This window comes from Citrobacter sp. CK206 (assembly GCF_030333125.1).
In the GTDB taxonomy this organism is placed as follows: domain Bacteria; phylum Pseudomonadota; class Gammaproteobacteria; order Enterobacterales; family Enterobacteriaceae; genus Citrobacter_B; species Citrobacter_B koseri.
Genome location: NZ_JAOWGM010000023.1, coordinates 161,727 through 184,422 on the forward strand (window position 1 = coordinate 161,727; position 22,696 = coordinate 184,422).

Genomic DNA, 22,696 nt, shown 5'->3' on the forward strand with positions numbered 1-22,696 from the left:
CGTCACGCCGGTTTTTTGAGTTTGCAATACCGCAACATTATTCATTTTTTACTTGGGTTGCGGACGGGCGCAAAATCGCGGCCTGAACCATTCCTTGTTAAGTTGTGAAGTAAGCAAGCACTAACACACAAAAATTCAAAATGCATCTAATTGTAACAAAGGTCGACGTAGTCCGTTATAGAAATCGCACGTCGTTAAAATATGATTTTGCTTATCACAAAGGTGGGTGGCGAGAGGATTTACACAGGCTGACACTTTATATCTTACGCTTACTGAGCGGCGTCGCAGACAGGCGCCCTGATGCGCCTGCCAGCGTAAGATTGTCTATTTTGCCCCGTTAGCGGCGGTGTCCAGATGAACAACGGGATTTTCAGCAAAAAGATAGCGGTCGGCGTTAAATTCGAAATCGTCGCTGGTTTCGTTAAACAGCATCTGTTTGGTGTTCTCCAGATGCTGCCACATTGCCAGTTTCGCGGCATGAGGATCTTTGCGAATCAGCGCCTTGAGAATATGGTCATGATCGTCGCACCAGTTATCGACGGTGCGTGAATCAATATGATCGTGCAGTTTTTTCCAGTACGGGTTATGTACGCGCTGAGTCCACATTTTTTCGACAATGGCAGCCAGCGCGGTATTTTGCGTCGCCAGCGCGACCTGCACATGGAACTGGAGATCCCATTCGGAGTCGCGGAAACATTTTTCGTTACGCGCTTTCTCCTGGATTTCCATTAGCTTCATGATGTCCTGTTTCGTCACCTGCGTGGCGGCAAACTCGGCAATATTGCTTTCTATCAACTGGCGCGCCTGGAGAAGTTCGAACGGGCCATAATTGGCGAACTCAAGGTTTTCATCCGGGGCGACATAATATTTCGGTTGATTTGAAATGACGTGGATGCCGGAACCTTTGCGGACTTCTACGTAGCCTTCGACCTCCAGCATGATAATCGCTTCACGAACCACCGTACGGCTGACGTTTTTCTCATCGGCAATAAAGCGTTCGGCAGGGAGTTTATCGCCCACAAGGTAGACGCCCTGTTCGATGCGCTCTTTCAGGTCAGCAGCAAGTTGTTGATACAAACGTCGTGGTTCGGTGATTTCCATATGCGCTCCAGGCATAAGACGGCAGACTATATTTGTTATACCACTTTTGCGAGGCTGGCTCCACTTGTACCGTTGAAAAAGCCGCCTGTTTAACAGGCGGCTTTGGATGAGTAAACCTTGTTGGATGATGGCGCAGGTCAGGTCAACTTTGCGTTGCGGGGCGATTGACCTGTGACCCTGGCCCCGCCTCGCTGGCCGGTTTGTTTTGCAGCACCGTCCAGATAACCAGCGCGCCGAGCAGGTCGAACACCGCCAGTACCGCGAACAGTGGGCTGAAGCCGATGGTGTCAGCCAGCGCGCCGACCACCAGAGCAAACAATGTGCTCGCCAGCCAGGCGGACATCCCGGTCAGGCCATTCGCGGTTGCCACTTCATTACGGCCAAAGACGTCAGAAGAGAGCGTAATCAGCGCGCCGGACAGCGCCTGGTGAGCGAAACCGCCGATGCAAAGCAGCATGATGGCGATATACGGGCTGGTGAACAGGCCGATCATGCCTGGGCCAATCATCAGCAGCGCGCCCAGGGTAACGACCATTTTACGGGAGACGATCAGGTTTACGCCGAACCAGCGCTGGAACAGCGGCGGCAGATAACCGCCGATGATGCAGCCTAAGTCGGCAAACAGCATGGGCATCCAGGCGAACATGGCGATCTCTTTCAGGTTAAAGCCGTACACTTTAAACATGAACAACGGGATCCAGGCGTTGAAGGTTCCCCATGCCGGTTCCGCGAGGAAACGTGGCAGGGCGATACCCCAGAACTGGCGGTTACGCAGGATCTGCGCGAGAGACATTTTCTTCGCAGTATTGTCTTTGTGCTGCGCTTCCTGACCGCCAATGATGTAGTCGCGTTCTGCATCCGTCAGCTTTTTCTGGTCGCGCGGGTGTTTATAGAACACCAGCCAGGCCATTGCCCAGATGAAGCTCAGCACGCCGGAAATAATAAACGCCATCTGCCAGCTATGCATCACGATAGCCCAGACGACCAGCGGAGGCGCAATCATCGCGCCGATGGAAGAGCCGACGTTAAAGTAGCCGACCGCAATAGAGCGTTCTTTTGCCGGGAACCATTCAGAGCTGGCTTTCAGGCCAGCCGGGATCATCGCGGCTTCAGCAGCGCCGACCGCGCCGCGCGCCAGCGCCAGGCCGCCCCAGCTTCCAGCTAGTGCGGTTGCGCCGCAGAATACGGCCCACAGAACGGCGAACATGGCGTAACCCACCTTCGTACCGAGAACATCCAGTACGTAACCGGCTACGGGTTGCATGACAGTGTAAGCAGCAGAATAGGCTGCGATGATATAGGAATACTGTTGTGTGGAGATGTGTAACTCTTCCATCAGCGTTGGCGCAGCCGCCGCCACAGTGTTACGCGTCAGATAGCCCAGCACGGTGCCTAATGTCACCAGTGCAATCATATACCAACGTAACCCTTTAATTTTACGCATGTAAAACCTCATCGTTTTGTTATTTCCGCAACAATCGCGGTTATCTTCCTGCGCTGAGCGGGGAAGTTATTGACGACGGGATAACCGAAAAAAAGCCGGTACGCCCCGAACGTTGCCATGAGTCATCGTGCTAATTCGGTTTCCGTACCGGTCAATTCGATGTCTTAACCATCGATAACTTTGCATTCCGTCGGCTTATGTATCGCGACGGCCAGAAAGATAACTTGTCATACAACTTCAAAAGGTGAGTGACATCACAAATGCAGGATTCTTAGTGTGGTCATTATTTCGATTTAGAAATACCAGCAATGGCGCGGCCTGGAGCGCTGTTTACTCTTTTAGGGGTAATTTATTTGTTGGTTTTTATTGATCCAACTCACGAAAATATCTTCAGGGTCTGGAAATTGGTGTGATAACTTTGACAGCATCAAAACATAAGCAATCTGACGCACTCGTTGAGAGGAAGACGATAATGACCCCGTTTATGACTGAAGATTTTCTGCTGGATACCGAGTTTGCCCGCCGTCTGTACCATGATTACGCAAAAGATCAGCCCATCTTCGACTATCATTGCCACCTGCCGCCGCAGCAGATCGCGGAAAACTACCGTTTTAACAACCTGTATGATATCTGGCTGAAAGGCGACCACTATAAATGGCGGGCGATGCGCACCAACGGCGTTGCTGAGCGTCTGTGTACGGGCGATGCGTCCGATCGTGAGAAGTTCGACGCCTGGGCCGCCACGGTGCCGCACACGATCGGCAACCCGTTATATCACTGGACGCACCTTGAACTGCGTCGCCCATTTGGTATTACAGGTAAGCTGCTGTCGCCTGCGACGGCAGATGAGATCTGGGATCGTTGCAATGAATTGCTGGCGCAGGATGCATTCTCCGCGCGGGGAATCATGCAGCAGATGAATGTAAAAATGGTCGGCACTACCGACGATCCTGTCGATTCGCTGGAGCACCACGCCACGGTCGCGAAAGACAGCGCGTTCACCGTTAAAGTGCTGCCGAGCTGGCGCCCTGATAAAGCGTTCAACATTGAGCAGGCAACCTTTGGCGATTACATGACGAAGCTGGGCGAAGCATCGGATACCGATATTCGCCGCTTCACCGATCTGCAAGCCGCGCTGACTCAGCGTCTGGATCATTTTGCCGCCCACGGCTGTAAGGTTTCTGACCACGCGCTTGACGTCGTTATGTTTGCTGAAGCCAGCGACGCTGAACTGGACAGCATTCTGGCACGCCGTCTGGCGGGCGAGACCCTGAGCGAGCATGAGGTCGCGCAGTTCAAAACGGCCGTACTGGTGTGGCTGGGCGCGGAATATGCGCGTCGCGGTTGGGTACAGCAGTACCACATCGGCGCGCTGCGTAATAACAACCAGCGCCAGTTCAAACTGCTGGGGCCGGATGTCGGCTTCGATTCCATCAACGATCGTCCGCTGGCGGAAGAGCTGTCAAAATTGCTGAGCAAGCAGAATGAAGAAAATCTGCTGCCGAAAACTATCCTGTACTGTCTGAACCCGCGCGATAACGAGGTGCTGGGCACTATGATCGGCAACTTCCAGGGCGAAGGGATGCCGGGCAAGATGCAGTTTGGTTCCGGCTGGTGGTTCAACGATCAGAAAGACGGGATGGAGCGTCAGATGACGCAACTGGCGCAGCTTGGCCTGCTGAGCCGCTTCGTCGGTATGCTGACCGACAGCCGCAGCTTCCTGTCTTATACCCGTCACGAATATTTCCGTCGCATCCTGTGCCAGATGATAGGCCGCTGGGTTAACGCGGGCGAAGCGCCGGCGGATATCCAGTTGCTGGGTGAAATGGTACGAAACATCTGCTTCAACAATGCGCGCGACTATTTCGCCATTGAACTGAACTAAGGTCTGGGGTTGATATGCAATACATCAGGATCCATACGCTGGATAACGTTGCGGTAGCGTTGGCCGATTTAACGCAGGGCGCTGAGGTCAGCGTCGATAACCATACCGTGACGCTACGCCAGGATGTCGTACGCGGTCATAAGTTTGCCTTACGCGATATTGCGCAGGGGGAGAACGTCATCAAATATGGCCTGCCTATCGGCCATACGTTGGTGGACGTCGCGGCGGGTGAGCATATTCATGCCCACAATACCCGGACTAACCTCAGCGATTTGGATGAGTACAGCTATCAACCCGATTTTCAGGCCCCTGAAGTACAACCGGCGGATCGCGATGTGCAGATTTACCGCCGTGCCAACGGAGATGTCGGCGTGCGCAATGAGCTGTGGATTCTGCCGACCGTCGGCTGTGTCAACGGCATTGCGCGGCAGATCCAGAACCGTTTCCTGAAAGAGACTTTTGATGCCGAAGGAACTGACGGCGTTTTCCTCTTCAGCCACACCTACGGCTGTTCTCAGCTTGGCGACGATCACATCAACACCCGCACCATGCTGCAAAACATGGTGCGTCACCCGAATGCGGGGGCAGTGCTGGTGATTGGACTGGGTTGCGAAAACAATCAGGTGGATGCCTTTCGCGAGACGCTGGGCGAGTTCGACCCTGAACGCGTTCATTTTATGACCTGCCAACAGCAGGACGATGAAGTGGAGGCGGGCGTTGAGCATCTTCATCAGCTGTATAACGTGATGCGCCATGACAAACGCGTGCCGGGCAAACTGAGCGAACTTAAGTTTGGTCTGGAATGCGGCGGTTCAGATGGGTTGTCCGGTATTACCGCGAACCCGATGCTGGGGCGCTTCTCCGACTATGTTATCGCTAACGGCGGGACGACGGTGCTGACGGAAGTGCCAGAAATGTTCGGTGCAGAACAGCTGTTGATGAGCCATTGCCGTGATGAAGAGACGTTTGAAAAACTGGTGACAATGGTCAATGACTTCAAGCAATACTTTATCGCTCATGACCAGCCGATTTATGAGAATCCGTCGCCGGGTAACAAGGCGGGCGGGATTACGACGCTGGAAGACAAGTCTCTGGGGTGCACGCAGAAGGCGGGTTCCAGCCAGGTTGTGGATGTGCTGCGCTACGGTGAACGCCTGAAAACGCGCGGTCTGAATCTGTTAAGCGCGCCGGGCAACGATGCGGTCGCCACCAGCGCGCTGGCGGGCGCGGGTTGCCACATGGTGTTGTTCAGTACCGGCCGCGGTACGCCATATGGCGGGTTTGTCCCGACGGTGAAGATCGCCACCAACAGCGAACTGGCGGCGAAGAAGAAGCACTGGATCGATTTTGACGCCGGGCAGTTGATTCACGGTAAGGCGATGCCGCAGTTGTTGAATGAATTTGTGGATACGATTGTGGCGTTTGCCAACGGCAAGCAGACCTGCAATGAGCGCAATGATTTCCGCGAGCTGGCGATTTTCAAAAGCGGCGTAACGCTGTAAAAAAATGCCGGATGGCGACGTAAACGTCTTATCCGGCCTACGTGTGGGGCGTTGTAGGCCTGATAAGCGCAGCGCCATCAGGAAACGAAAAATGCCGGATGGCGACGTAAACGTCTTATCCGACCTATGTGTGGGGCTGTTGTAGGCCTGATAAGCGTAGCGCCATCAGGCAATGAAAAATGCCGGATGGCGACGTGAACGTCTTACCCGGCCTACGAGTGGGAGTCGTTGTAGGCCTGATAAGCGTAGCGCCATCAGGCTTGTGGTTATTTAGCTACGCAGCGCGCTTTTCGCTAAACGCGCGTCTTCCGCCTGACATACCGCGGCGGTAAACATAACGTCGGTAGAGGAGTTGATTGCGGTCTCGCAGGAGTCCTGCAACACGCCGATAATGAAGCCAACCGCAACCACCTGCATGGCGATTTCGTTCGGAATACCGAACATGTTGCACGCCAGCGGAATCAGCAACAGTGAACCGCCCGCCACGCCGGAAGCGCCGCATGCGCACAGCGATGCCACCACGCTTAGCAGCAGCGCCGTCGGCAGATCAACCGGAATACCCAGCGTATACACCGCCGCCAGCGTCAGCACGGTAATCGTGATTGCCGCACCGGCCATATTGACGGTTGCTCCCAGCGGGATGGAAACAGAATAGGTATCTCTGTCCAGATTCAGTTTTTCGCACAGCGACATATTCACCGGAATATTTGCAGCGGAGCTACGGGTAAAGAAGGCGGTCACGCCGCTTTCACGCAGGCAGGTGAGAACCAGCGGATACGGGTTGCGGCGGATCTGTAAAAAGACCAGCAGCGGGTTGATGACCAGCGCCACAATCGCCATACAGCCAATCAGCACCAGTAACAGTTGCGCATAGCCCCACAGCGCTGAGAAGCCCGTAGTGGCGAGCGTTGAGGCGACCAGGCCAAAGATACCGATCGGCGCGAAACGAATCACCAGTTTCACAATAAAGGTGACGGCGTCGGACAGATCGTTCACCAGATTTTTGGTGGTTTGATTACTGTGGCGCAGCGCAAAGCCCAGGCCGATAGCCCACACCAGAATACCGATGTAGTTGGCGTTGATCAGCGCATGGATCGGGTTCGCAACGATGCTCATCAGCAGCCCGTGTATAACCTGGACAATGCCGCTCGGCGGCGTGATATCCGTGGCGCCAGTCGTCAGTTGCAGCGTGGACGGAAAGAGGAAGCTCACCACAACCGCCGTCAGCGCGGCTGAAAATGTGCCGAGCAGATACATCCACAAAATCGGGCGAATATTGGTTTTCTGACCGTGTTGATGGTTGGCGATAGACGCCATCACCAGCGTCAGTACCAGAACCGGCGCGACAGCTTTCAGCGCACCAACGAACAGGGTGCCCAGCAGACCCGTTGCCTCTGCGGCAGGTTTTGAAACTAAAGCCAGTAAAATTCCCAGTATAAGCCCAATTAAAATTTGTTTAACCAGGCTCCCTTGAACCAAACGCTGGAGTAGCCCCGATGAACGTTGCGTAGTCATTTCATGATCCTTTCAGTGTGATGTTGTTCATCCTTTGCACGCTCTGTTGGCGCATCTTTCAGGATGTAACAAAGTGTTTGCCTGAGTGAGTATAAGGAAAGATGGGGATTGGGAAAGCGTAAAATGCTGGAATTTACGTACTGCGTCATATTTTTTAACTAAACATTTACATGTTATCGGGTAGTGCTGCGTGTACTCAACCCACGACCGTGGTTTTTGTAAGCCCGGCAGACATGGCGCTGCCGGGCAGGGTCTTACTGTAGCTGCTGCTTTTTATCGTTCTGGCGATTTACCCACGCGTTAACAATCAGCGTGATCACCAGAATACTGAACACCACGCCCAGCGAGATGGCGATCGGAATGTGGTAGAAATCGACGATCAGCATCTTAATACCGATAAAGACCAGAATGACGGCCAGACCATATTTGAGCATCGAGAAGCGCTCTGCTACCCCTGCCAGCAGGAAGTACATGGCGCGCAGACCCAGGATCGCAAACAGGTTGGAGGTCAGGACGATGAACGGGTCGGTAGTCACGGCAAAGATGGCCGGAATGCTATCGACGGCGAAAATCACATCGCTCAGTTCCACCAGAATCAGAACCAGCATCAGCGGCGTCACGAACAGCAAGCCATTCTTACGCACAAAGAAATGCTCGTTTTCGATGGTATCGGTCATGCGAAGGTGGCTACGCAGCCAGCGAACCAGCGGTTTGTCGCCGATGCCGGATTCGTCCTCTTTCACCAGCGCCATCTTCACACCCGTAAACAGCAGGAAAGCGCCGAACAGGTACAGTATCCAGTCGAACTGGGCGATCAGCCAGCTACCGGCGAAAATCATAATCGTACGCAGAACAATGGCGCCAAGTACGCCATACACCAGAACCCGGCGTTGCAGGGCAGGCGGAACAGAGAAGTAGCTGAACAGCATCAGCCAGACAAAGACGTTATCAACGGCCAGCGATTTTTCGATCAGATAACCGGTGAGAAACGCCAGCGCCTGCGGATCGGCCACCGCCCGGCCCTGGGTCTCCGCCAGATACCACCAGAAGGCGGCGTTGAACAGCAATGAAAGCGTCACCCAGACCAGAGACCAGGCCGCCGCCTGCTTCATGGACATCGTATGTACGCCACGACGCCCCTGCAACAGAAGGTCGATAGCCAGCATAATCACCACAACGACAGCGAATCCGCCCCATAACAACGGTGTGCCGACAGTATTCATAGAATTTCCTTACACATAAAAAAAACGGCCAACGTCGAAAGACGTCAGCCGCTGCTTTTTATATGCATAGACCTCGCCTTCCGGCAAGGTCTCACTTACAACAAGAAAGTGATATGTACTCACTCCACGGGTGATGGCGAATCGGCTTCGTCATCAATCAAAGACATGAAGGCACATCACTTTCTTATTGCCCGGCGACCGGATGTGGTTTTTCACACATCGTAATGACGATCGACCGACAATGAAGTTACTCCCCTTTGCACGTAACAAAATATGACAGGCCATACGATCAGTCAATGGCCTGTTACATCTGTTTTACATTGTTTTACGCTGTGGCGTCATCAGCGGGGAAGACGACGCCCGCCTGCCGACGGATCTCCGTGAGCAGTTTGGCCGTGATACGGCTGACGGTCAGCTCGGGATGGTTCACCTCGTTGGTTTCGACCAGGTGTGCAAAGCGTTCCGCCTCATACAGCATCGTATTGATATGCTGAGGAACGGATAAATCCTGCGTTTTTCCGCCGCGTGGAATGAAGCACACTTTCTGACATTCCGAAATTTTCTCAATGACCAGAGAACCGGCTTCGCCCTGGATTTCGCTGGGCAGTACGGAATCACTCACTTTGGAATGCTGTAGGGTGACGCTGAAGTCGCCGTAATCCAGCACCGCCACGCCATGCGCATCGACACCGCTTTCCAGCAGACTGGCGGATGCCTGAACGTTTTGCGGTTCTCCCCAGAGCGCAACCGCTGACGCCAGACAGTAAAAACCGATATCCATAATGGAGCCATTCGAGAAGGCCGGATTAAAGGTATTGGGGTTTTCGCCGTCCAGATAGCGCTGGTAGCGCGAAGAATACTGGCAGTAGTTGATAAGGGCTTTGCGCATTCTTCCTGCTTTCGGCAGCGACTGCTGTAGCAACTGAAAATTAGGCAGGCTGGCGGTTTTAAAGGCTTCGAACAGGACGACCTGATTTTCACGCGCGCACGCGATGGCGGCGTCGACTTCGGCCAGATTCGAGGCCAGCGGCTTCTCGCAGATCACATGCTTTTTGTGGCTTAAAAAGAGCTGAGTCTGGGGGAAATGCAGCGAGTTCGGGCTGGCGATATACACCGCATCAATGGCGTCGCTTTGCGCCATTGCTTCAAGCGAAGTGAATAAATGCTCGACGGGATAATCATTGGCGAAGGTTTGCGCCTGTTCGAGGCGACGGGAATAGACTGCGGTTAACTTATATTTGCCGGTTTCATGGGCGGCATCGACAAACTGGCGGGTGATCCAGTTTGTGCCAATAACAGCGAAACGTATCATAAACGCCTTCAGGCTCCATAAAGGGATTCTTTCGTCAATTTAGCATGCCTTTATGACAAAGCCAGTGCGCTACTGCTCAGATTGCTTTAACGAAAGATGCGTTAACCACAGGCGGGTATCAAACTCAAGCTGGTGATACTGCGGCTCCATATGACAGCACAGTTGATAAAACGCTTTGTTGTGCTCTTTCTCTTTCAGATGCGCCAGTTCGTGAACCACGATCATTCGCAGAAAAGGTTCCGGCGCATTGCGAAACACGGTAGCGACGCGGATCTCGGCTTTCGCCTTCAGCTTGCCGCCCTGTACGCGCGAAACGGCGGTATGCAGCCCCAGCGCATTTTTCAGCACATGGATCTTGTTGTCATACATCACTTTGTTGATCGGCGGGGCGTTACGCAGAAACTGGCTTTTCAGATCCTGGGTATACTGCCAGAGCGCTTTATCGGTCGCAAAATCATGCGTTCCCGGGTAGCGTTTTTCCAGCACTGCGCCCAGACGCTGTTCAGCAATGAGCGTGCGTACCTGAGACAGTAAATTCTCCGGGTAGCCGTGGAGATAAGTAAGTTGACCCATCAAAGCCCCAAATTAAATCTAAAAAAAGAGTATACTCACGCACCCTTTCAGGGATAACAGCGAAATTTTACCATTCAGGAGGGCCGATGAGCCACGTAGACAACGGTTTCCGTTCACTGACACTGAAACGTTTCCCGGAAACGGATGACGTTAACCCGCTTCAGGCGTGGGAAGCGGCGGATGAATATCTGCTGCAACAGTTAGACGACACGGAAATCAGCGGCCCGCTGCTGATCCTGAATGATGCCTTTGGCGCATTAAGCTGCGCGCTGGCTGAACATACACCATACAGCATCGGCGACTCGTATTTAAGCGAGCTGGCGACGCGCGAAAATTTACGCCACAACGATATCGCCGAATCCAGCGTGAAGTTTCTCGACAGCACTGCCGCGTACCCGCCGGCGCCGGGCGTCGTGTTGATTAAGGTGCCGAAAACGCTGGCGCTACTGGAGCAACAATTGCGCGCGTTGCGCCAGGTCGTGACTCCGCAGACCCGTATTATTGCGGGAGCAAAGGCGCGTGACATTCATACCTCCACGCTGGAACTGTTCGAAAAAGTGCTCGGCCCCACGACCACGACGCTGGCCTGGAAAAAGGCGCGCCTGATCAACTGTACCTTTAGTAAGCCTGAACTGGCGGATGCGCCGCAGACGCTGAGCTGGAAACTGGACGGCACCGACTGGACTATCCACAATCATGCGAACGTTTTCTCGCGTACCGGCCTGGATATCGGCGCGCGCTTCTTTATGCAGCATTTACCGGAAAATCTGGAAGGGGAGATCGTCGATCTCGGCTGCGGCAATGGCGTGATTGGCCTGACGCTGCTGGCGAAGAACCCTCAGGCGAGCGTCGTGTTTGTCGATGAATCGCCGATGGCGGTCGCGTCCAGCCGTTTGAATGTGGAAACCAACATGCCGGAAGCGTTGGATCGCTGCGAGTTTATGATTAACAACGCTTTGTCCGGCGTGGAGCCTTTCTGCTTTAACGCCGTGCTGTGCAACCCGCCGTTCCATCAGAAACATGCGCTGACGGATAACGTTGCCTGGGAGATGTTCCACCATGCGCGCCGTTGCCTGAAGATCAACGGCGAGCTGTACATTGTGGCGAACCGTCACCTGGATTATTTCCACAAGCTGAAGAAGATTTTCGGTAACTGCACCACCATCGCCACCAATAACAAATTTGTGGTGTTGAAAGCGGTCAAAATCGGTCGCCGCCGCTAATAGCGTGTGCCGGATGACGGCTAACGCCTTATCCGGCCTACAACGTGCTACCCCGTAGGCCGGATAAGCGTAGCGCCATCAGGCAATGCCCCTTAAATCGCCAGCGCTAATTTTGTTCCCTGCGCAATTGCCCGCCGCGCATCCAGCTCCATCGCCACGTCGCATCCGCCAATCAGGTGTACCGTTTTCCCTGACGCGCGCAGCGGCTCCGCCAGTTCGCGCCGTGGCTCCTGCCCCGCGCAGATCACGACATGATCGACGTTCAGAAGCTGCGGTTCGCCGTTGATCAATACGTGCAATCCGTCATCGTCGATCTTCTGATAACTGACTGCCGGGATCATTTTTACGCCGCGGGACAACAGCGTTGCGCGATGGACCCAGCCGGTGGTTTTCCCCAGCCCCTGACCGGGTTTACTGGCTTTACGCTGTAGCATCACAATCTGACGTGGGCTGCGAGACAGATGCGGCCCTTCCGGGCGTAACCCGCCGGGCTGTTGCAGACTGGTGTCGATCCCCCATTCCACGCAGAACTCGGCAATGCTCTGGCTGCTGGGATCGCCTGGCTGGCTGAGGTACATCGCGGTATCAAAACCAATCCCGCCGCAGCCGATAATCGCGACACGTTTCCCGACGGGAGTTTTATCGCGCAGCACCTCAAGATAGGTCAGCACTTTCGGGTGATCAATGCCCTCGATCGACGGTTTACGCGGCTCGATCCCGCAAGCGAGGATCGCTTCATCAAACGGTTGCAGATCGTCTGCGGTGACAAACCGGTTGAGCTTCAGCGTCACGCCGGTCACTTCGATCATCCGACGGTAATAGCGCAGCGTTTCATAAAATTCTTCTTTGCCGGGGATCTGTTTAGCGATGTTGAACTGCCCGCCGATCTCGGCCAGGGCATCAAACAGCGTAACGTCGTGCCCGCGCGCCGCCGCGTTAATGGCAAATGCGAGACCCGCCGGGCCTGCGCCGACGACGGCCAGGCTTTTCTTATGTTCAGCCGGAACTATCGGCATTTTGGTTTCGTGACAGGCTCGTGGATTCACCAGGCAAGAGGTGACTTTACCCACGAAGATCTGATCCAGACAGGCCTGGTTGCAGCCGATACAGGTGTTGATCTCATCCGCCCGCCCTGATTGCGCTTTCGACAGCAGCTCGGCATCTGCCAGGAACGGGCGCGCCATCGATACCATATCCGCATCGCCGCGCGCCAGAATATCGTCCGCTACTTGCGGATCGTTGATCCGGTTGGTCGTGACTAGCGGAACGGTGACGTGGCCTTTCAGTTTGCGCGTCACCCAGCTAAAGGCGCCGCGCGGAACCGGCGTGGCGATCGTCGGGATACGCGCTTCGTGCCAGCCAATACCGGTGTTGATGAGCGTCGCGCCAGCCGCTTCAATGGCCTGCGCCAGCTGTACGGTTTCGTCGAACGTCCCGCCGTTTTCCACCAGGTCGAGCATCGACAGACGGTAGATAATGATAAAATCGCTGCCCACGCGCTGGCGTACCGCCCGTACCACTTCCACCGCGAAACGTATACGCCTGGCGTAATCGCCGCCCCATTCATCGTCGCGCTGGTTCGTGCGCACGGTAAGAAATTCGTTGATCAGATAGCCTTCCGAACCCATCACCTCGACGCCGTCGTAACCCGCTTCCCGCGCCAGCTGGGCGCAGTGGGCGAAATCGTCAATCAGTTGCAGGATTTCATCGTGCGTGAGTTCGTGCGGCGTAAAACGGTTGATGGGCGCCTGGATCGCCGAAGGGGCGACCAGATGCGGCTGATAGCTATAGCGTCCGGTATGCAGGATCTGCAACGCAATTTTCCCGCCTTCCTCATGAACGGCGTCCGTGATCACGCGGTGGTGCGGCAGCTGACTGGCATCATTTAATGTAGCGCCGCCTTCCATTCCCACCCCGGACAGTGCGGGGGCAATCCCCCCGGTGACGATCAGCGCGACGCCATGCCGCGCACGTTCGGCGTAGAAAGCCGCCAGCCGTTCGGCGCCATCGGGGTATTCCTCCAGCCCGGTATGCATCGAACCCATTAGCACACGGTTTTTAAGCCGGGTAAAGCCCAGATCGAGCGGGGCGAAAAGCGACGGATAGCTCATAAGTGTGTCCAGTATGTAAAATTATTGTTATGTGGTCGGATGAGTTAATAATTTAGCCGTCGCGGCGTAAAAGGGAAAAGGGGAATGCGATGATTGTGATGGGATTCAAAAAAGGAGCGGGGCCAGAGAACGAATTTGCCGGATGGCGATGCTGGCGCATCTTATCCGGCCTACGGATCGGATTCCTGTAGGCCGGATAAGCGTAGCGCCATCCGGCATCGCATTTCAGATTACAGTTTCCTGAAGAAGTCGTTATACAGCATATACAGGTGCGCGGCGCTCCAGGAGAAGTTCGGCGCGCCCTGCTGTGCGCCGGTCAACGGGTTGTAGTTTTCCTGAATCGGCCCGTCGGCGGTCAGCCCTTTCGCATGCCTGAAGAAAGTATCCGCCAGCTTCAGCGCATCATCACGATAGCCGTAACGCGCCATGCCTTTTAATCCGAACCAGAACTGATCCACCCATACGCGTCCGCGCCAGTAAATATCCGCGCCGAACGCCGGATTAGTCAGCGCGGCGGTGCCGAGCGGTACGAAAGTGTTGAACTCTTTCGGGTCAAGCATCACCTTCACAACCGCATCGGCGTGAGCCTGCGTCGCAGCGCCGTTAAACAATGGCGACCAGCCTTCCGGCCCCTTGCCACGCTCAACGATCGGTTTCCCCGCACAGCCGTTTGCCAGCGGCTTTTCTTCAATCCGCAGATCATAGAAGAAGTGTGTTGTCGGATCGAACATGCAGGTGTTGATGTAATCCGCGAGCTTCTGCGCCAACTGGCGATAGTGCTGCGCCTCGTTCGGCTTATTGAGGAGGGTCGCCATTTCCGCCAGATAGTGGTTGTCGCTGTACATGTAGCTCGCCTGATCGACTGACTCCTGTCGCAGCGAATAGCCCAGCAGCATGCCGTCCTGGCGACGGTTTTCCGCAAATTTCACCGTCCAGTCGCTGCGTTTGCCGCCGTTTGCGACATATTTATCCAACTGCGCTTTATCAATAAAACCGAACACTGCGGCGTCATCACGCCCGGACTCCCAGGAGGCGGCGACCTGCGCCGGAATTTCCAGGCTGTCGTACTGGCCTTCGCTGATGATGCGGGCATAGTTTCTCAGCCCGGATAACGTCTCTTCCTTGTCGCCCTGTTTTACCGTAAACAGCATTTCGCCGGTGTCGGTATTGTGGGCTTTGTCGCGGGTTGCGCCATATTCCGGGACGCCATTGCCGTTGTGATCGCGGTTACGCAGCCACCAGTCATGGTATGCCACCAGTTTCGGGTACATCTCTTCAAGCCAGGCTTTGTCTTTGGTGACGTTGTAGACTTCCATCACTGACCATGCCGCGAGGCTTGGTTTGGTGTTGCGCTCGTTCCAGTTGCCGCCATCGCCGCCGCGTTCCGGGCTGAGATTCCAGGCGATCAGGTCGGGAACGAAGCCCGCATCCTGTGGGCGAAGCGGATCGTCGGGTTGAATCTGCCAGGAGAAGACGGCGCGAATATTCTCTTTGGCGATTTCCGGGTTGAAATGCGCCATCGCAAAGGCCTGCTTCCAGGTGTCCCACGGCCAGGTCTGATTACCGGAAAACCAGCGGCCAGTGACCGATGGCGTCACGGTATGGTGTTTGATCGCGCCGCCTGGCGAGCGCCAGTTGCCGTTCAGCGTTTCAATGGCTTTAACCGCAACCCGCGTCTGTTCTGGCGTGGCGTCCGGGTTGGTTAAGCCTTTTTGCAGATAGCCCTCCCAGCGTTTTTGTGATGCGTTGAGATAGTCAGTCGGGCGAGCCAGAATGTCGCGGATCTGTGCCTGCTCGTTATCCACTTCCTGCGCGGTGAGCAGATGCGACCAGGTGGTATAAAACGTGGTGGAACCGTTGATGTGCGCCTTGCTGGTAAAGCGGTGGCCGTTGACCTTCGTGTCTGTTGGCAGGGATTTATGTATCTGATATTCAGATTCGCCGGAAGTGAGCAGATCCCAGGTGGAACGCACTTTGCCGAAGGTGACTTTCAGACCATCACGGGTGGCGATGATTTTTCGCTGATAGTCCGGGTATTCTCCATCAATGGTTTTATCGGAGAGCGCTTTTCCCTCTTTCGCTTCCAGTTTTTCCAGTAACTCGCCGTCCCACACCAGATCCAGCGGCGTCTTGCTGGTGATTTTCGTTTCCAGCAGGGCCGTGCGCGAACTGGCGAAGCGCAGCGTCATCTCAACCTGCACGTCCTTTGAGGATAATTTTTGGATCAGCGCGCCGGGAATGCTGTAAGCCTCAAGCGCAAAGTCAACCTGTTGGCCGTTTTGATACACCGACAGACGGTCAAAATGGGTGGCCATAAAGTTGATGTACTCTTCCGTCAGCAGTGCGACGCCGGGAAAGCCGCCCATCGTGGCCTTGCTGTCTGGCAGCAGGTATCCATGCCACGCGCCAAGATCGAAAAACGGATTAAAACGCTGGTGATCATCGTAATCGTAATCATGCATATAGCCCGGCGCGCCGGTGCGGTTAATGACATTTTTATAATCGTCCGCAGTGGCGGCATGTGCGGAGAGGCTTATCAGCAAAGCGCAGGTCAGCGGCGTCAGGGTCGTCGTGATTTTCATGGTGTTCATGTCCTTATTACCAGTAGAAATATTGCATCAGGAAAATCTGGTCGCTGGGATCGCCAGATGCGTTTTGCATATAGAACCGGCTGTCGAAGGCGGTGGCGAAACGCCCGCCGCCGTATTCGTACCAGACGCCAAACTGCATAAAAGAGGTGGTTTCGTCTGCGGCATGGTCTGGCCGGTGTCTGGCATAGCTGTAGGCCGTAGAGAGATAAACGCCTTTTAGCGCTTCGTACATGGCGCTGACCATAAAGCCGGTTTCGCTGCCCGGCACGTCCAGACCGTCGGCGCGACCAGTGTGGTGCCAGGCGCGGGCGGCCAGGTTGGGAGAGAGAACGCCGGTCAGAAACAGTTGCCCGGTGCCGTCGGTAACTTCCAGACCGTTCATCCAGGTGACGCCTTCGACAAGATCGTACTGGATATAACCGTTGATCATCGCCGGATAGGTGTATTTATCGTCATAGCGATCGTATTTGCCGAAATGGAGCCAGGCTTTCCCCTCATCGTGATGCCCGGCTGGCGTGGCGGTGACGCTATAACGGAAGGCGCCGCTCAGATTCTGCACCTTAATCGCGGTCATGATGTCACGGGTATTGGGGATGACGTAGCCCAGATCCGGCGTAAAATCGCCCCACCATTGCAGGTCATCCAGCGAGGAATCCTGACGCAGGCTCAGCATCAGTTCCGTGCCGTCATCAGTACGATAACCGCCATAAAAACGGTTGATACCGCCTTCGAACCCGCCCCAGCTATGATCGGGAACCCAGGCGTTCCCCTGATGGTCGGCCTGCACCGTCCAGCCTTCGCCATAAATCAGGCCAAACCATGAGCCGTATTTCATCTCCAGGCCGCCTTCAATATAGGTGCCGTCACTGTATTTATGTTTATCCTGTCCTTCTAAATCCATATATCCCCCCAGCCCCATCTCGCCGTAAAAACGAAAGGAGGGAGAGGTGACGGCTGGCATTTTTGTGTCGTCGTGTTCTGCCGGATGAACGTCTTCCGCAGCCAGGGGAAAAACACAGAGGAAGGGCAGGGCAATCATTGCCCTGCGAATATTTTTCATCATTTTCATGCTTCTGTCCTAAGCCAAAATAAATATTTTTTATTGTTATAGCCAATGTGAAAATGGTTCTTATAGTTATGAAATCAATCTGTTAATTAATGTTTGATGCGGGTGCGGCTTCAATATCCTGTTCTTCTTTTGTGAGTCCTTTAATGTATCGGCTGTATTTCCACCAGGCGAATCCGAGGAAAATAACAATACCGCCCACGTTATAGAAAACAATGGTCATAATATTGCCGCCGGTTGGGAAAGTGGAGGCAATAAATCCGATGGTAAATATAACAATTAACATCGACACGACGATAATACCGGTTCTTTGCGATCCCATACGGAAGTCTCGCGGTAAGTGCTCCATTTTTGCCCGCAGATTCAGGTAGGCCAGCATAATAAACAGTGGAGGCAGCATGGAGGCCGCTGCGGTCATATTAATGATGGTGTTCATTAATTCCTGAACGGTATTCGAGCCGAGCATCGGGATAATCATCAACGGAATGACAATCAGGAACTGAATCCAGGCGGCGCGGGCGGGGACGCCGTTTTCATTCAGTTCGACGGTTTTTTTGCCAAAAATCCCTGCGGGAATTTCGGAGAAGAAAATTTTAACCGGCGTTGCAGTCCACATCAGCAGGGAGCCGAACATCGCAGTAAAAGAAACCAGACCGACAAAGCGGTTTATCAACAGTTCGGGCAGACCAAACCAGGCTGCCAGACCGTGGAAGACCTGTACTGAACCGCCGGTAAATTTCAGCTCTTTACTGCTCACGAATACGTTGATCAGTACCGACGAAATGGAATAAAGCACACCGATGAAAATCCCGGCCAGGATGATCACTTTTACAAATGATTTTGATCCGCCTTTTACGTCGTTAACATACACCGCAACGGATTCCGCGCCGCCTGCGGCCATAAAGATCCAGGTCGTAATACCGAGGAACGCCCAGTTAACGTTTGGGATCATCGCCTCCACGGTGATCGGATCGGCAGGCTGAACGCCGCCCACCAGCGCCGTACCGGCCAGTAAAATATAGGAAAGCGTCAACAGGAGCATCAGCGTGGAGGTGACGGAGGTGATTGGCCCCAGCATTTTTGCCCCGTTGGTGGAAACCCAGGTTGAGAAGGCGAACAGCACCATACTCAATACGGTTGTTGCGACCGGCGTCAGAATATATTCGTAGCCCAGGAACGCATAAGAGGCATAGGCAATTACGCGCGGGAGCAGCGAGGTGAAAAAGAACAAGTTAACGAACCAATAGGTGTAGGCGGTAATAAATGCCCAGCGTCCGCCGAGGGAGCTTTTTACCCAAGCATAAACGCCTGCTTCAGAGTTTTTATTTAATGAAACGAATTCTGCAATAATTAAACAGAAGGGGATAAAGTAGAAAATCGTTGCCAGGAAAAACATCGGCGCCGATGCCAGCCCCAGCTCAATATTATTATTGATAACGTTATTAAAACTGTAAACGGCGGCAAAGGTAAGCGAGAGTAAGCCGAACTTGCCGATTGTATTACGTTTGGTATCAGACATAACACATCTCCGATTCCTGATTTTTGTAGGGTAGTCAGCGGCACATCACAGGTGCCGCCCGTTATTTTTATTTGTTATGAAAATAACCATCTTCAATGGTCACTTTGAGTACGACTTTTTTTACAGCGTGATTACAGATAAAACGGTAGGCTTCATGGTTGTCGCAAATCACCATCTGTCCTTCGTGAACCTCTACGGTGTTTCCGCAACCTTTCAGATATTCGCGATCGGTTTCATCGCGATAATATTCAACGACCTGCAACGTATCTTTGGCAGCATATTCAATTTTTTGTCGCCCTTGCAGGTAGTAATGCACTTCAACGTAACGGCGATGCCCGGTAAACAGCGCATCAGCGGCAGAGTCGGTTTCCACGCGATACGTCAGAGAATCCCCGATGGAGTGAGCGACGCCGGGCTGAATGTTGTCGATATTTTCAATCGCTTCAATGCAGCGCTGCCATTTTCGACCAGAGGCGTAGACCTGCCGGAACTGTTCTAAGTTATCGAGGAGCCTCATTTTTCATTCTCGCTATGCAAATTTGTGGAAAAGAAGTCCGTGCCGAAGGCATGACTGGCGATAGCCTGGGCGGTCGCTTCGCCGCCGGACACCGGTAGCAACGTAAAGCCATAACGGAATGACCGGAACCAGACGCGCCAGGAATCGAGCACTTCGCTTCCCCAGGAGTTGGAACCCAGCCCAAGCAACTGATGATCCAGATTCAGAGTGATGTCGTCGCAGTGCTGCAACTCATTGCAGTGCTGCGCGACAAAGAGGTTTTCTGGTGTGTAATGCCAGGCGCTGAAGTTGATGGGGCGTTGCGGCACCACCAGCAGGCCGTTGCCGTGGCGGTTGGTTAGCGTCGCCCAGCGTACATGCTGGCGATTACCGTTGTTCTGCGGGAACGGGTAATTCTCAAACATGTCATCCACGGTGGAGCGCCAGATGTCGATGATGTTGGCCTGCTGACTGTCGGCATAGTTTTCTCCCGGGCCGCGACCATACCAGGCAACCTGATCGAAGGCGCCATTGATTCCCATCGTGAAGCCAATACACGGAATAATGTGCGGATATTCGCCGTAGGGTTCGCCGGAAAGCGCGACGTTTACCTGACCATCCATCGCAATGCGCCAGCGATACGTACAGCGCATGCCGAAATCAAATACCGGCGGAGCAATAAGGGTGTGGCTGGTAATCAGCACCGCATCTTCCGTTTGCTCGACGGTAAACGCCCGCAGATGCTCCTGCATGATGTGCAGATGGTTTGGTTGCCAGAGCCCGTCGAACTCCTGCTTGTGGTTATCAATCGTCGGCTTAAAGAAATTGATTTTTGGCGCGCGGGTCAGCAGCGCTTCACCATTAGCGTTCCAGGCGGTTGGCTTCCCGTTCAGTTTTGAGAACGTCAGATGGAAGTTGTAGCCGCGCACGGTGCAGCTCAGACGATCGTCTTCCAGCGTCAACGCGCGCGCGTTTGGCTGGCTAAACGGTACAGGAGGCGCCGTTCTGGCCTTCAGCGGGAACTGACAGGCGGCGATATGATGCCCTGCGTCGCTGTAGAGTGTGGGGGAGTCTTTGGTCACGGTGACGTTAAGAAACGTTTCTCGCCCATCCAGCGCTGGCAACGTGCAGTGCAGTAACGCCTCGCTATTCGGCGCGACGTCGCGCAGTTTGATCTGCTGCGTGGAGAGCGTCTCCCCTTCGGCACGAACGTCAATATGCAGGGTATAGTCGTCAAGGGAGGTGAACCACAGTTTGTTTTCTACTTTCAGTTCGCCACGTTCCAGATCCTGCGCGTGGATTTTTACAGGTGCAATGACCTGCTTGTACTCCTTCAGACCCGGGCCCGGCGTCTGGTCAGGGTAAATCAGACCATCAAGGCAGAAGTTGTAGTTATTCGGGTAGTCGCCGTAATCGCCGCCAAATTTGTACCACACGTTGCCATCGTCGTCTTTCGCCTGGATACCGTGATCGCACCATTCCCAGACATAGTGCCCCTGAATGCAGTCGTGCTGGTAAAAGACATTCTGATATTCGGTTAGTCCGCCGGGGCCGTTGCCCATCGCGTGGGCGTATTCGCAGATGATGCGCGGCTTCGGATGCGGGTACTCACCAAACTCGTTCATCAGCGGCACGCGGGTATACATGGTGGAGATGATATCCACCACTTCGGCGTCGCGGTCTTCTTCGTAGTGAATCAGGCGCGTGTCATCCAGCGCTTTGGCGGCGTGGTACATCGCGCGAATATTACAGCCGTACCCGGATTCGTTGCCCAGCGACCAGATGATGATAGAAGGGTGGTTTTTCTGCGCATGGATATGGCGCACGATGCGCTCGACGTAGACCGTTTCCCACGCCGGGTCGTCGGTGATGCGGCTGATATCGCCGATGTTAGCGAATCCGTGTGACTCGACGTCAGTTTCCGCCATCACAAACAGGCCGTAGATATCGCAGAGCTCGTAGAAACGTGGATCGTTAGGGTAGTGCGCGGTTCGTACCGAGTTGATGTTGTGTTGTTTCATTAACCGCAGATCTTTTTCAACGCGATCCATGCCGACAGCCCGACCTTTAAGATGATCGTTATCGTGGCGGTTGACGCCGTGCAGCATCACGTAGCGGTTGTTGATGTAAAACAGCCCGTCGCGAACCTGAATATCGCGAAAGCCCACGCGTTGCGGCACCACTTCAAGAGTATTGCCATCGGCGTCTTTCAGGGTCATCACCAGGTGGTAGAGATACGGCGACTCAGAGGACCACTGGTGCGGAGCGTGGACACTAACGGCAAAGTCGGTGCTGATGCGCTGGTCAATGGTCAGTGCGTTGATGGCGCCTGCATGTACAACATCCTCACCGTCAAACAGCGCATACTCCAGAGAAGCGATTGCCGGGTCGGCGGTCAGGTTTTCCAGAACCAGCTGACAGGAGAGGGTGGCATTGCGATAATCGTCGTCAAAATCGGTGCGAACGGTGAAGTCCTGAATGTGGACGGTGTGTTTACCAACCAGATAAACGTCGCGGAAGATGCCCGCCGACCACCACATATCCTGATCTTCAACATAGGTGGAATCTGCCCACTGCATCACGCGGACGCATAACAGGTTGTCGCCCGTCTTCGCGACTGCGCTGATGTCGAACTCTGCCGTCAGGCGGCTGCCTTTGCTGAATCCCACATAATGGCCGTTCACATAAACTTCGAAATACGTTTCGACGCCGTCGAATTTAATCAGCGTTTGCTTTCCTTGCCAGCCTTCGCTCAGCGTGAAAATGCGTTGATAAGCGCCGGTGGGGTTATCGCTGGGGACGTACGGCACATCGATCGGAAACGGGAAACCTTCGTCGGTATATTGCAGCTTGCCGTGGCCTTCCATTTGCCACATCCCCGGAACGGTAATTGTTCCCCAGTCACGCATATACTCTGAGGTAAAGGCTTCCGGCACCTGAAGCGGGTGGTCGAAGAACTGAAAGTTCCACTGACCGCTTAGTGGCAAAAAATAGCTGCTGGTTTCGCGGGCGAATGTGCGAGCCTGGACTATTGAGTCATAAGAAAAAAAGTAGGCGCGTGGCGCCAGTCTGTTTTCGTGGGTCAGCTGAATGTTTTCCCAGCGATTCATAATGCCTCCCTGTGGAGCGAAGTCG

Annotated in this window: 15 protein-coding genes; 3 read left to right on the plus strand and 12 right to left on the minus strand. The window is 54.3% G+C overall.

Annotated elements, in window-relative coordinates; genetic code table 11:
• Nucleotides 1–324: 324 nt before the first annotated feature.
• Nucleotides 325–1,101 carry a transcriptional regulator ExuR gene (gene exuR, locus OGX81_RS07475; RefSeq protein WP_012135233.1) on the minus strand — a complete coding sequence of 259 codons (777 nt, stop codon included), beginning with the start codon at nucleotides 1,099–1,101 and terminating at the stop codon, nucleotides 325–327.
• A 142-nt stretch (nucleotides 1,102–1,243) separates the two neighbouring features.
• Nucleotides 1,244–2,545 carry an MFS transporter gene (locus OGX81_RS07480; RefSeq protein ID WP_024130972.1) on the minus strand — a complete coding sequence of 434 codons (1,302 nt, stop codon included), beginning with the start codon at nucleotides 2,543–2,545 and terminating at the stop codon, nucleotides 1,244–1,246.
• 472 nt (nucleotides 2,546–3,017) lie between these two features.
• On the opposite strand from OGX81_RS07480, the gene uxaC reads away from it, so the two are divergent.
• Nucleotides 3,018–4,430 carry a glucuronate isomerase gene (gene uxaC, locus OGX81_RS07485; protein ID WP_104868156.1) on the plus strand — a complete coding sequence of 471 codons (1,413 nt, stop codon included), beginning with the start codon at nucleotides 3,018–3,020 and terminating at the stop codon, nucleotides 4,428–4,430.
• Between the two features lie 14 nt (nucleotides 4,431–4,444).
• Nucleotides 4,445–5,932, plus strand: coding sequence for a UxaA family hydrolase (locus OGX81_RS07490; RefSeq protein ID WP_012135230.1), 1,488 nt, complete (start codon nucleotides 4,445–4,447; stop codon nucleotides 5,930–5,932).
• Between the two features lie 270 nt (nucleotides 5,933–6,202).
• Here OGX81_RS07490 and sstT read toward each other — a convergent pair whose 3' ends face one another.
• The 4 genes from sstT to OGX81_RS07510 all read right to left on the minus strand — a co-directional run bounded on the left by sstT (nucleotide 6,203) and on the right by OGX81_RS07510 (nucleotide 10,555).
• Nucleotides 6,203–7,447: a serine/threonine transporter SstT gene (sstT, locus tag OGX81_RS07495; RefSeq protein WP_012135229.1), complete on the minus strand. Its 1,245-nt coding sequence runs from the start codon at nucleotides 7,445–7,447 to the stop codon at nucleotides 6,203–6,205.
• A gap of 254 nt (nucleotides 7,448–7,701) precedes the next feature.
• The gene (locus OGX81_RS07500; protein ID WP_012135228.1) at nucleotides 7,702–8,670 is read right to left on the minus strand and encodes a TerC family protein; all 969 of its coding nucleotides are present in this window, start codon (nucleotides 8,668–8,670) and stop codon (nucleotides 7,702–7,704) included.
• A 325-nt stretch (nucleotides 8,671–8,995) separates the two neighbouring features.
• Nucleotides 8,996–9,982 carry a Gfo/Idh/MocA family protein gene (locus OGX81_RS07505; protein ID WP_104868157.1) on the minus strand — a complete coding sequence of 329 codons (987 nt, stop codon included), beginning with the start codon at nucleotides 9,980–9,982 and terminating at the stop codon, nucleotides 8,996–8,998.
• Nucleotides 9,983–10,051: 69 nt separating this feature from the next.
• Entirely contained in the window at nucleotides 10,052–10,555 is a 504-nt protein-coding gene (locus OGX81_RS07510) for a M48 metallopeptidase family protein (protein WP_012135226.1), read from the minus strand.
• An 86-nt stretch (nucleotides 10,556–10,641) separates the two neighbouring features.
• Here OGX81_RS07510 and rlmG point away from each other — a divergent pair, with 86 nt between their 5' ends.
• Nucleotides 10,642–11,778 carry a 23S rRNA (guanine(1835)-N(2))-methyltransferase RlmG gene (gene rlmG, locus OGX81_RS07515; RefSeq protein ID WP_104868158.1) on the plus strand — a complete coding sequence of 379 codons (1,137 nt, stop codon included), beginning with the start codon at nucleotides 10,642–10,644 and terminating at the stop codon, nucleotides 11,776–11,778.
• A gap of 92 nt (nucleotides 11,779–11,870) precedes the next feature.
• Here the strand turns inward: rlmG and OGX81_RS07520 are convergent, their stop codons facing one another.
• The 6 genes from OGX81_RS07520 to ebgA all read right to left on the minus strand — a co-directional run bounded on the left by OGX81_RS07520 (nucleotide 11,871) and on the right by ebgA (nucleotide 22,671).
• Nucleotides 11,871–13,889: an NADPH-dependent 2,4-dienoyl-CoA reductase gene (locus OGX81_RS07520; protein WP_104868159.1), complete on the minus strand. Its 2,019-nt coding sequence runs from the start codon at nucleotides 13,887–13,889 to the stop codon at nucleotides 11,871–11,873.
• A gap of 230 nt (nucleotides 13,890–14,119) precedes the next feature.
• Nucleotides 14,120–16,471, minus strand: a complete 2,352-nt coding sequence (ygjK, locus tag OGX81_RS07525) for an alpha-glucosidase (RefSeq protein ID WP_104869102.1) — start codon at nucleotides 16,469–16,471, stop codon at nucleotides 14,120–14,122.
• Nucleotides 16,472–16,487: 16 nt separating this feature from the next.
• Nucleotides 16,488–17,543 carry a protein YgjJ gene (gene ygjJ / locus OGX81_RS07530; protein ID WP_373561836.1) on the minus strand — a complete coding sequence of 352 codons (1,056 nt, stop codon included), beginning with the start codon at nucleotides 17,541–17,543 and terminating at the stop codon, nucleotides 16,488–16,490.
• A gap of 88 nt (nucleotides 17,544–17,631) precedes the next feature.
• Nucleotides 17,632–19,065 carry an amino acid permease gene (locus OGX81_RS07535; RefSeq protein WP_104868161.1) on the minus strand — a complete coding sequence of 478 codons (1,434 nt, stop codon included), beginning with the start codon at nucleotides 19,063–19,065 and terminating at the stop codon, nucleotides 17,632–17,634.
• A 67-nt stretch (nucleotides 19,066–19,132) separates the two neighbouring features.
• Entirely contained in the window at nucleotides 19,133–19,582 is a 450-nt protein-coding gene (locus OGX81_RS07540) for a beta-galactosidase subunit beta (RefSeq protein ID WP_049009427.1), read from the minus strand.
• Nucleotides 19,579–22,671: a beta-galactosidase subunit alpha gene (gene ebgA, locus OGX81_RS07545; RefSeq protein WP_104868162.1), complete on the minus strand. Its 3,093-nt coding sequence runs from the start codon at nucleotides 22,669–22,671 to the stop codon at nucleotides 19,579–19,581. The genes OGX81_RS07540 and ebgA overlap by 4 nt, the downstream gene beginning before the upstream one ends.
• Nucleotides 22,672–22,696 lie beyond the last annotated feature (25 nt).

Coding starts and splice junctions, on each gene's coding strand:
- exuR (WP_012135233.1), bottom strand. CDS start 1,101: ATGGAAATCACCGAACCACGACGTTTGTATCAACAACTTGCTGCTGAC.
- OGX81_RS07480 (WP_024130972.1), bottom strand. CDS start 2,545: ATGCGTAAAATTAAAGGGTTACGTTGGTATATGATTGCACTGGTGACA.
- uxaC (WP_104868156.1), top strand. CDS start 3,018: ATGACCCCGTTTATGACTGAAGATTTTCTGCTGGATACCGAGTTTGCC.
- OGX81_RS07490 (WP_012135230.1), top strand. CDS start 4,445: ATGCAATACATCAGGATCCATACGCTGGATAACGTTGCGGTAGCGTTG.
- sstT (WP_012135229.1), bottom strand. CDS start 7,447: ATGACTACGCAACGTTCATCGGGGCTACTCCAGCGTTTGGTTCAAGGG.
- OGX81_RS07500 (WP_012135228.1), bottom strand. CDS start 8,670: ATGAATACTGTCGGCACACCGTTGTTATGGGGCGGATTCGCTGTCGTT.
- OGX81_RS07505 (WP_104868157.1), bottom strand. CDS start 9,982: ATGATACGTTTCGCTGTTATTGGCACAAACTGGATCACCCGCCAGTTT.
- OGX81_RS07510 (WP_012135226.1), bottom strand. CDS start 10,555: ATGGGTCAACTTACTTATCTCCACGGCTACCCGGAGAATTTACTGTCT.
- rlmG (WP_104868158.1), top strand. CDS start 10,642: ATGAGCCACGTAGACAACGGTTTCCGTTCACTGACACTGAAACGTTTC.
- OGX81_RS07520 (WP_104868159.1), bottom strand. CDS start 13,889: ATGAGCTATCCGTCGCTTTTCGCCCCGCTCGATCTGGGCTTTACCCGG.
- ygjK (WP_104869102.1), bottom strand. CDS start 16,471: ATGAAAATCACGACGACCCTGACGCCGCTGACCTGCGCTTTGCTGATA.
- ygjJ (WP_373561836.1), bottom strand. CDS start 17,543: ATGATGAAAAATATTCGCAGGGCAATGATTGCCCTGCCCTTCCTCTGT.
- OGX81_RS07535 (WP_104868161.1), bottom strand. CDS start 19,065: ATGTCTGATACCAAACGTAATACAATCGGCAAGTTCGGCTTACTCTCG.
- OGX81_RS07540 (WP_049009427.1), bottom strand. CDS start 19,582: ATGAGGCTCCTCGATAACTTAGAACAGTTCCGGCAGGTCTACGCCTCT.
- ebgA (WP_104868162.1), bottom strand. CDS start 22,671: ATGAATCGCTGGGAAAACATTCAGCTGACCCACGAAAACAGACTGGCG.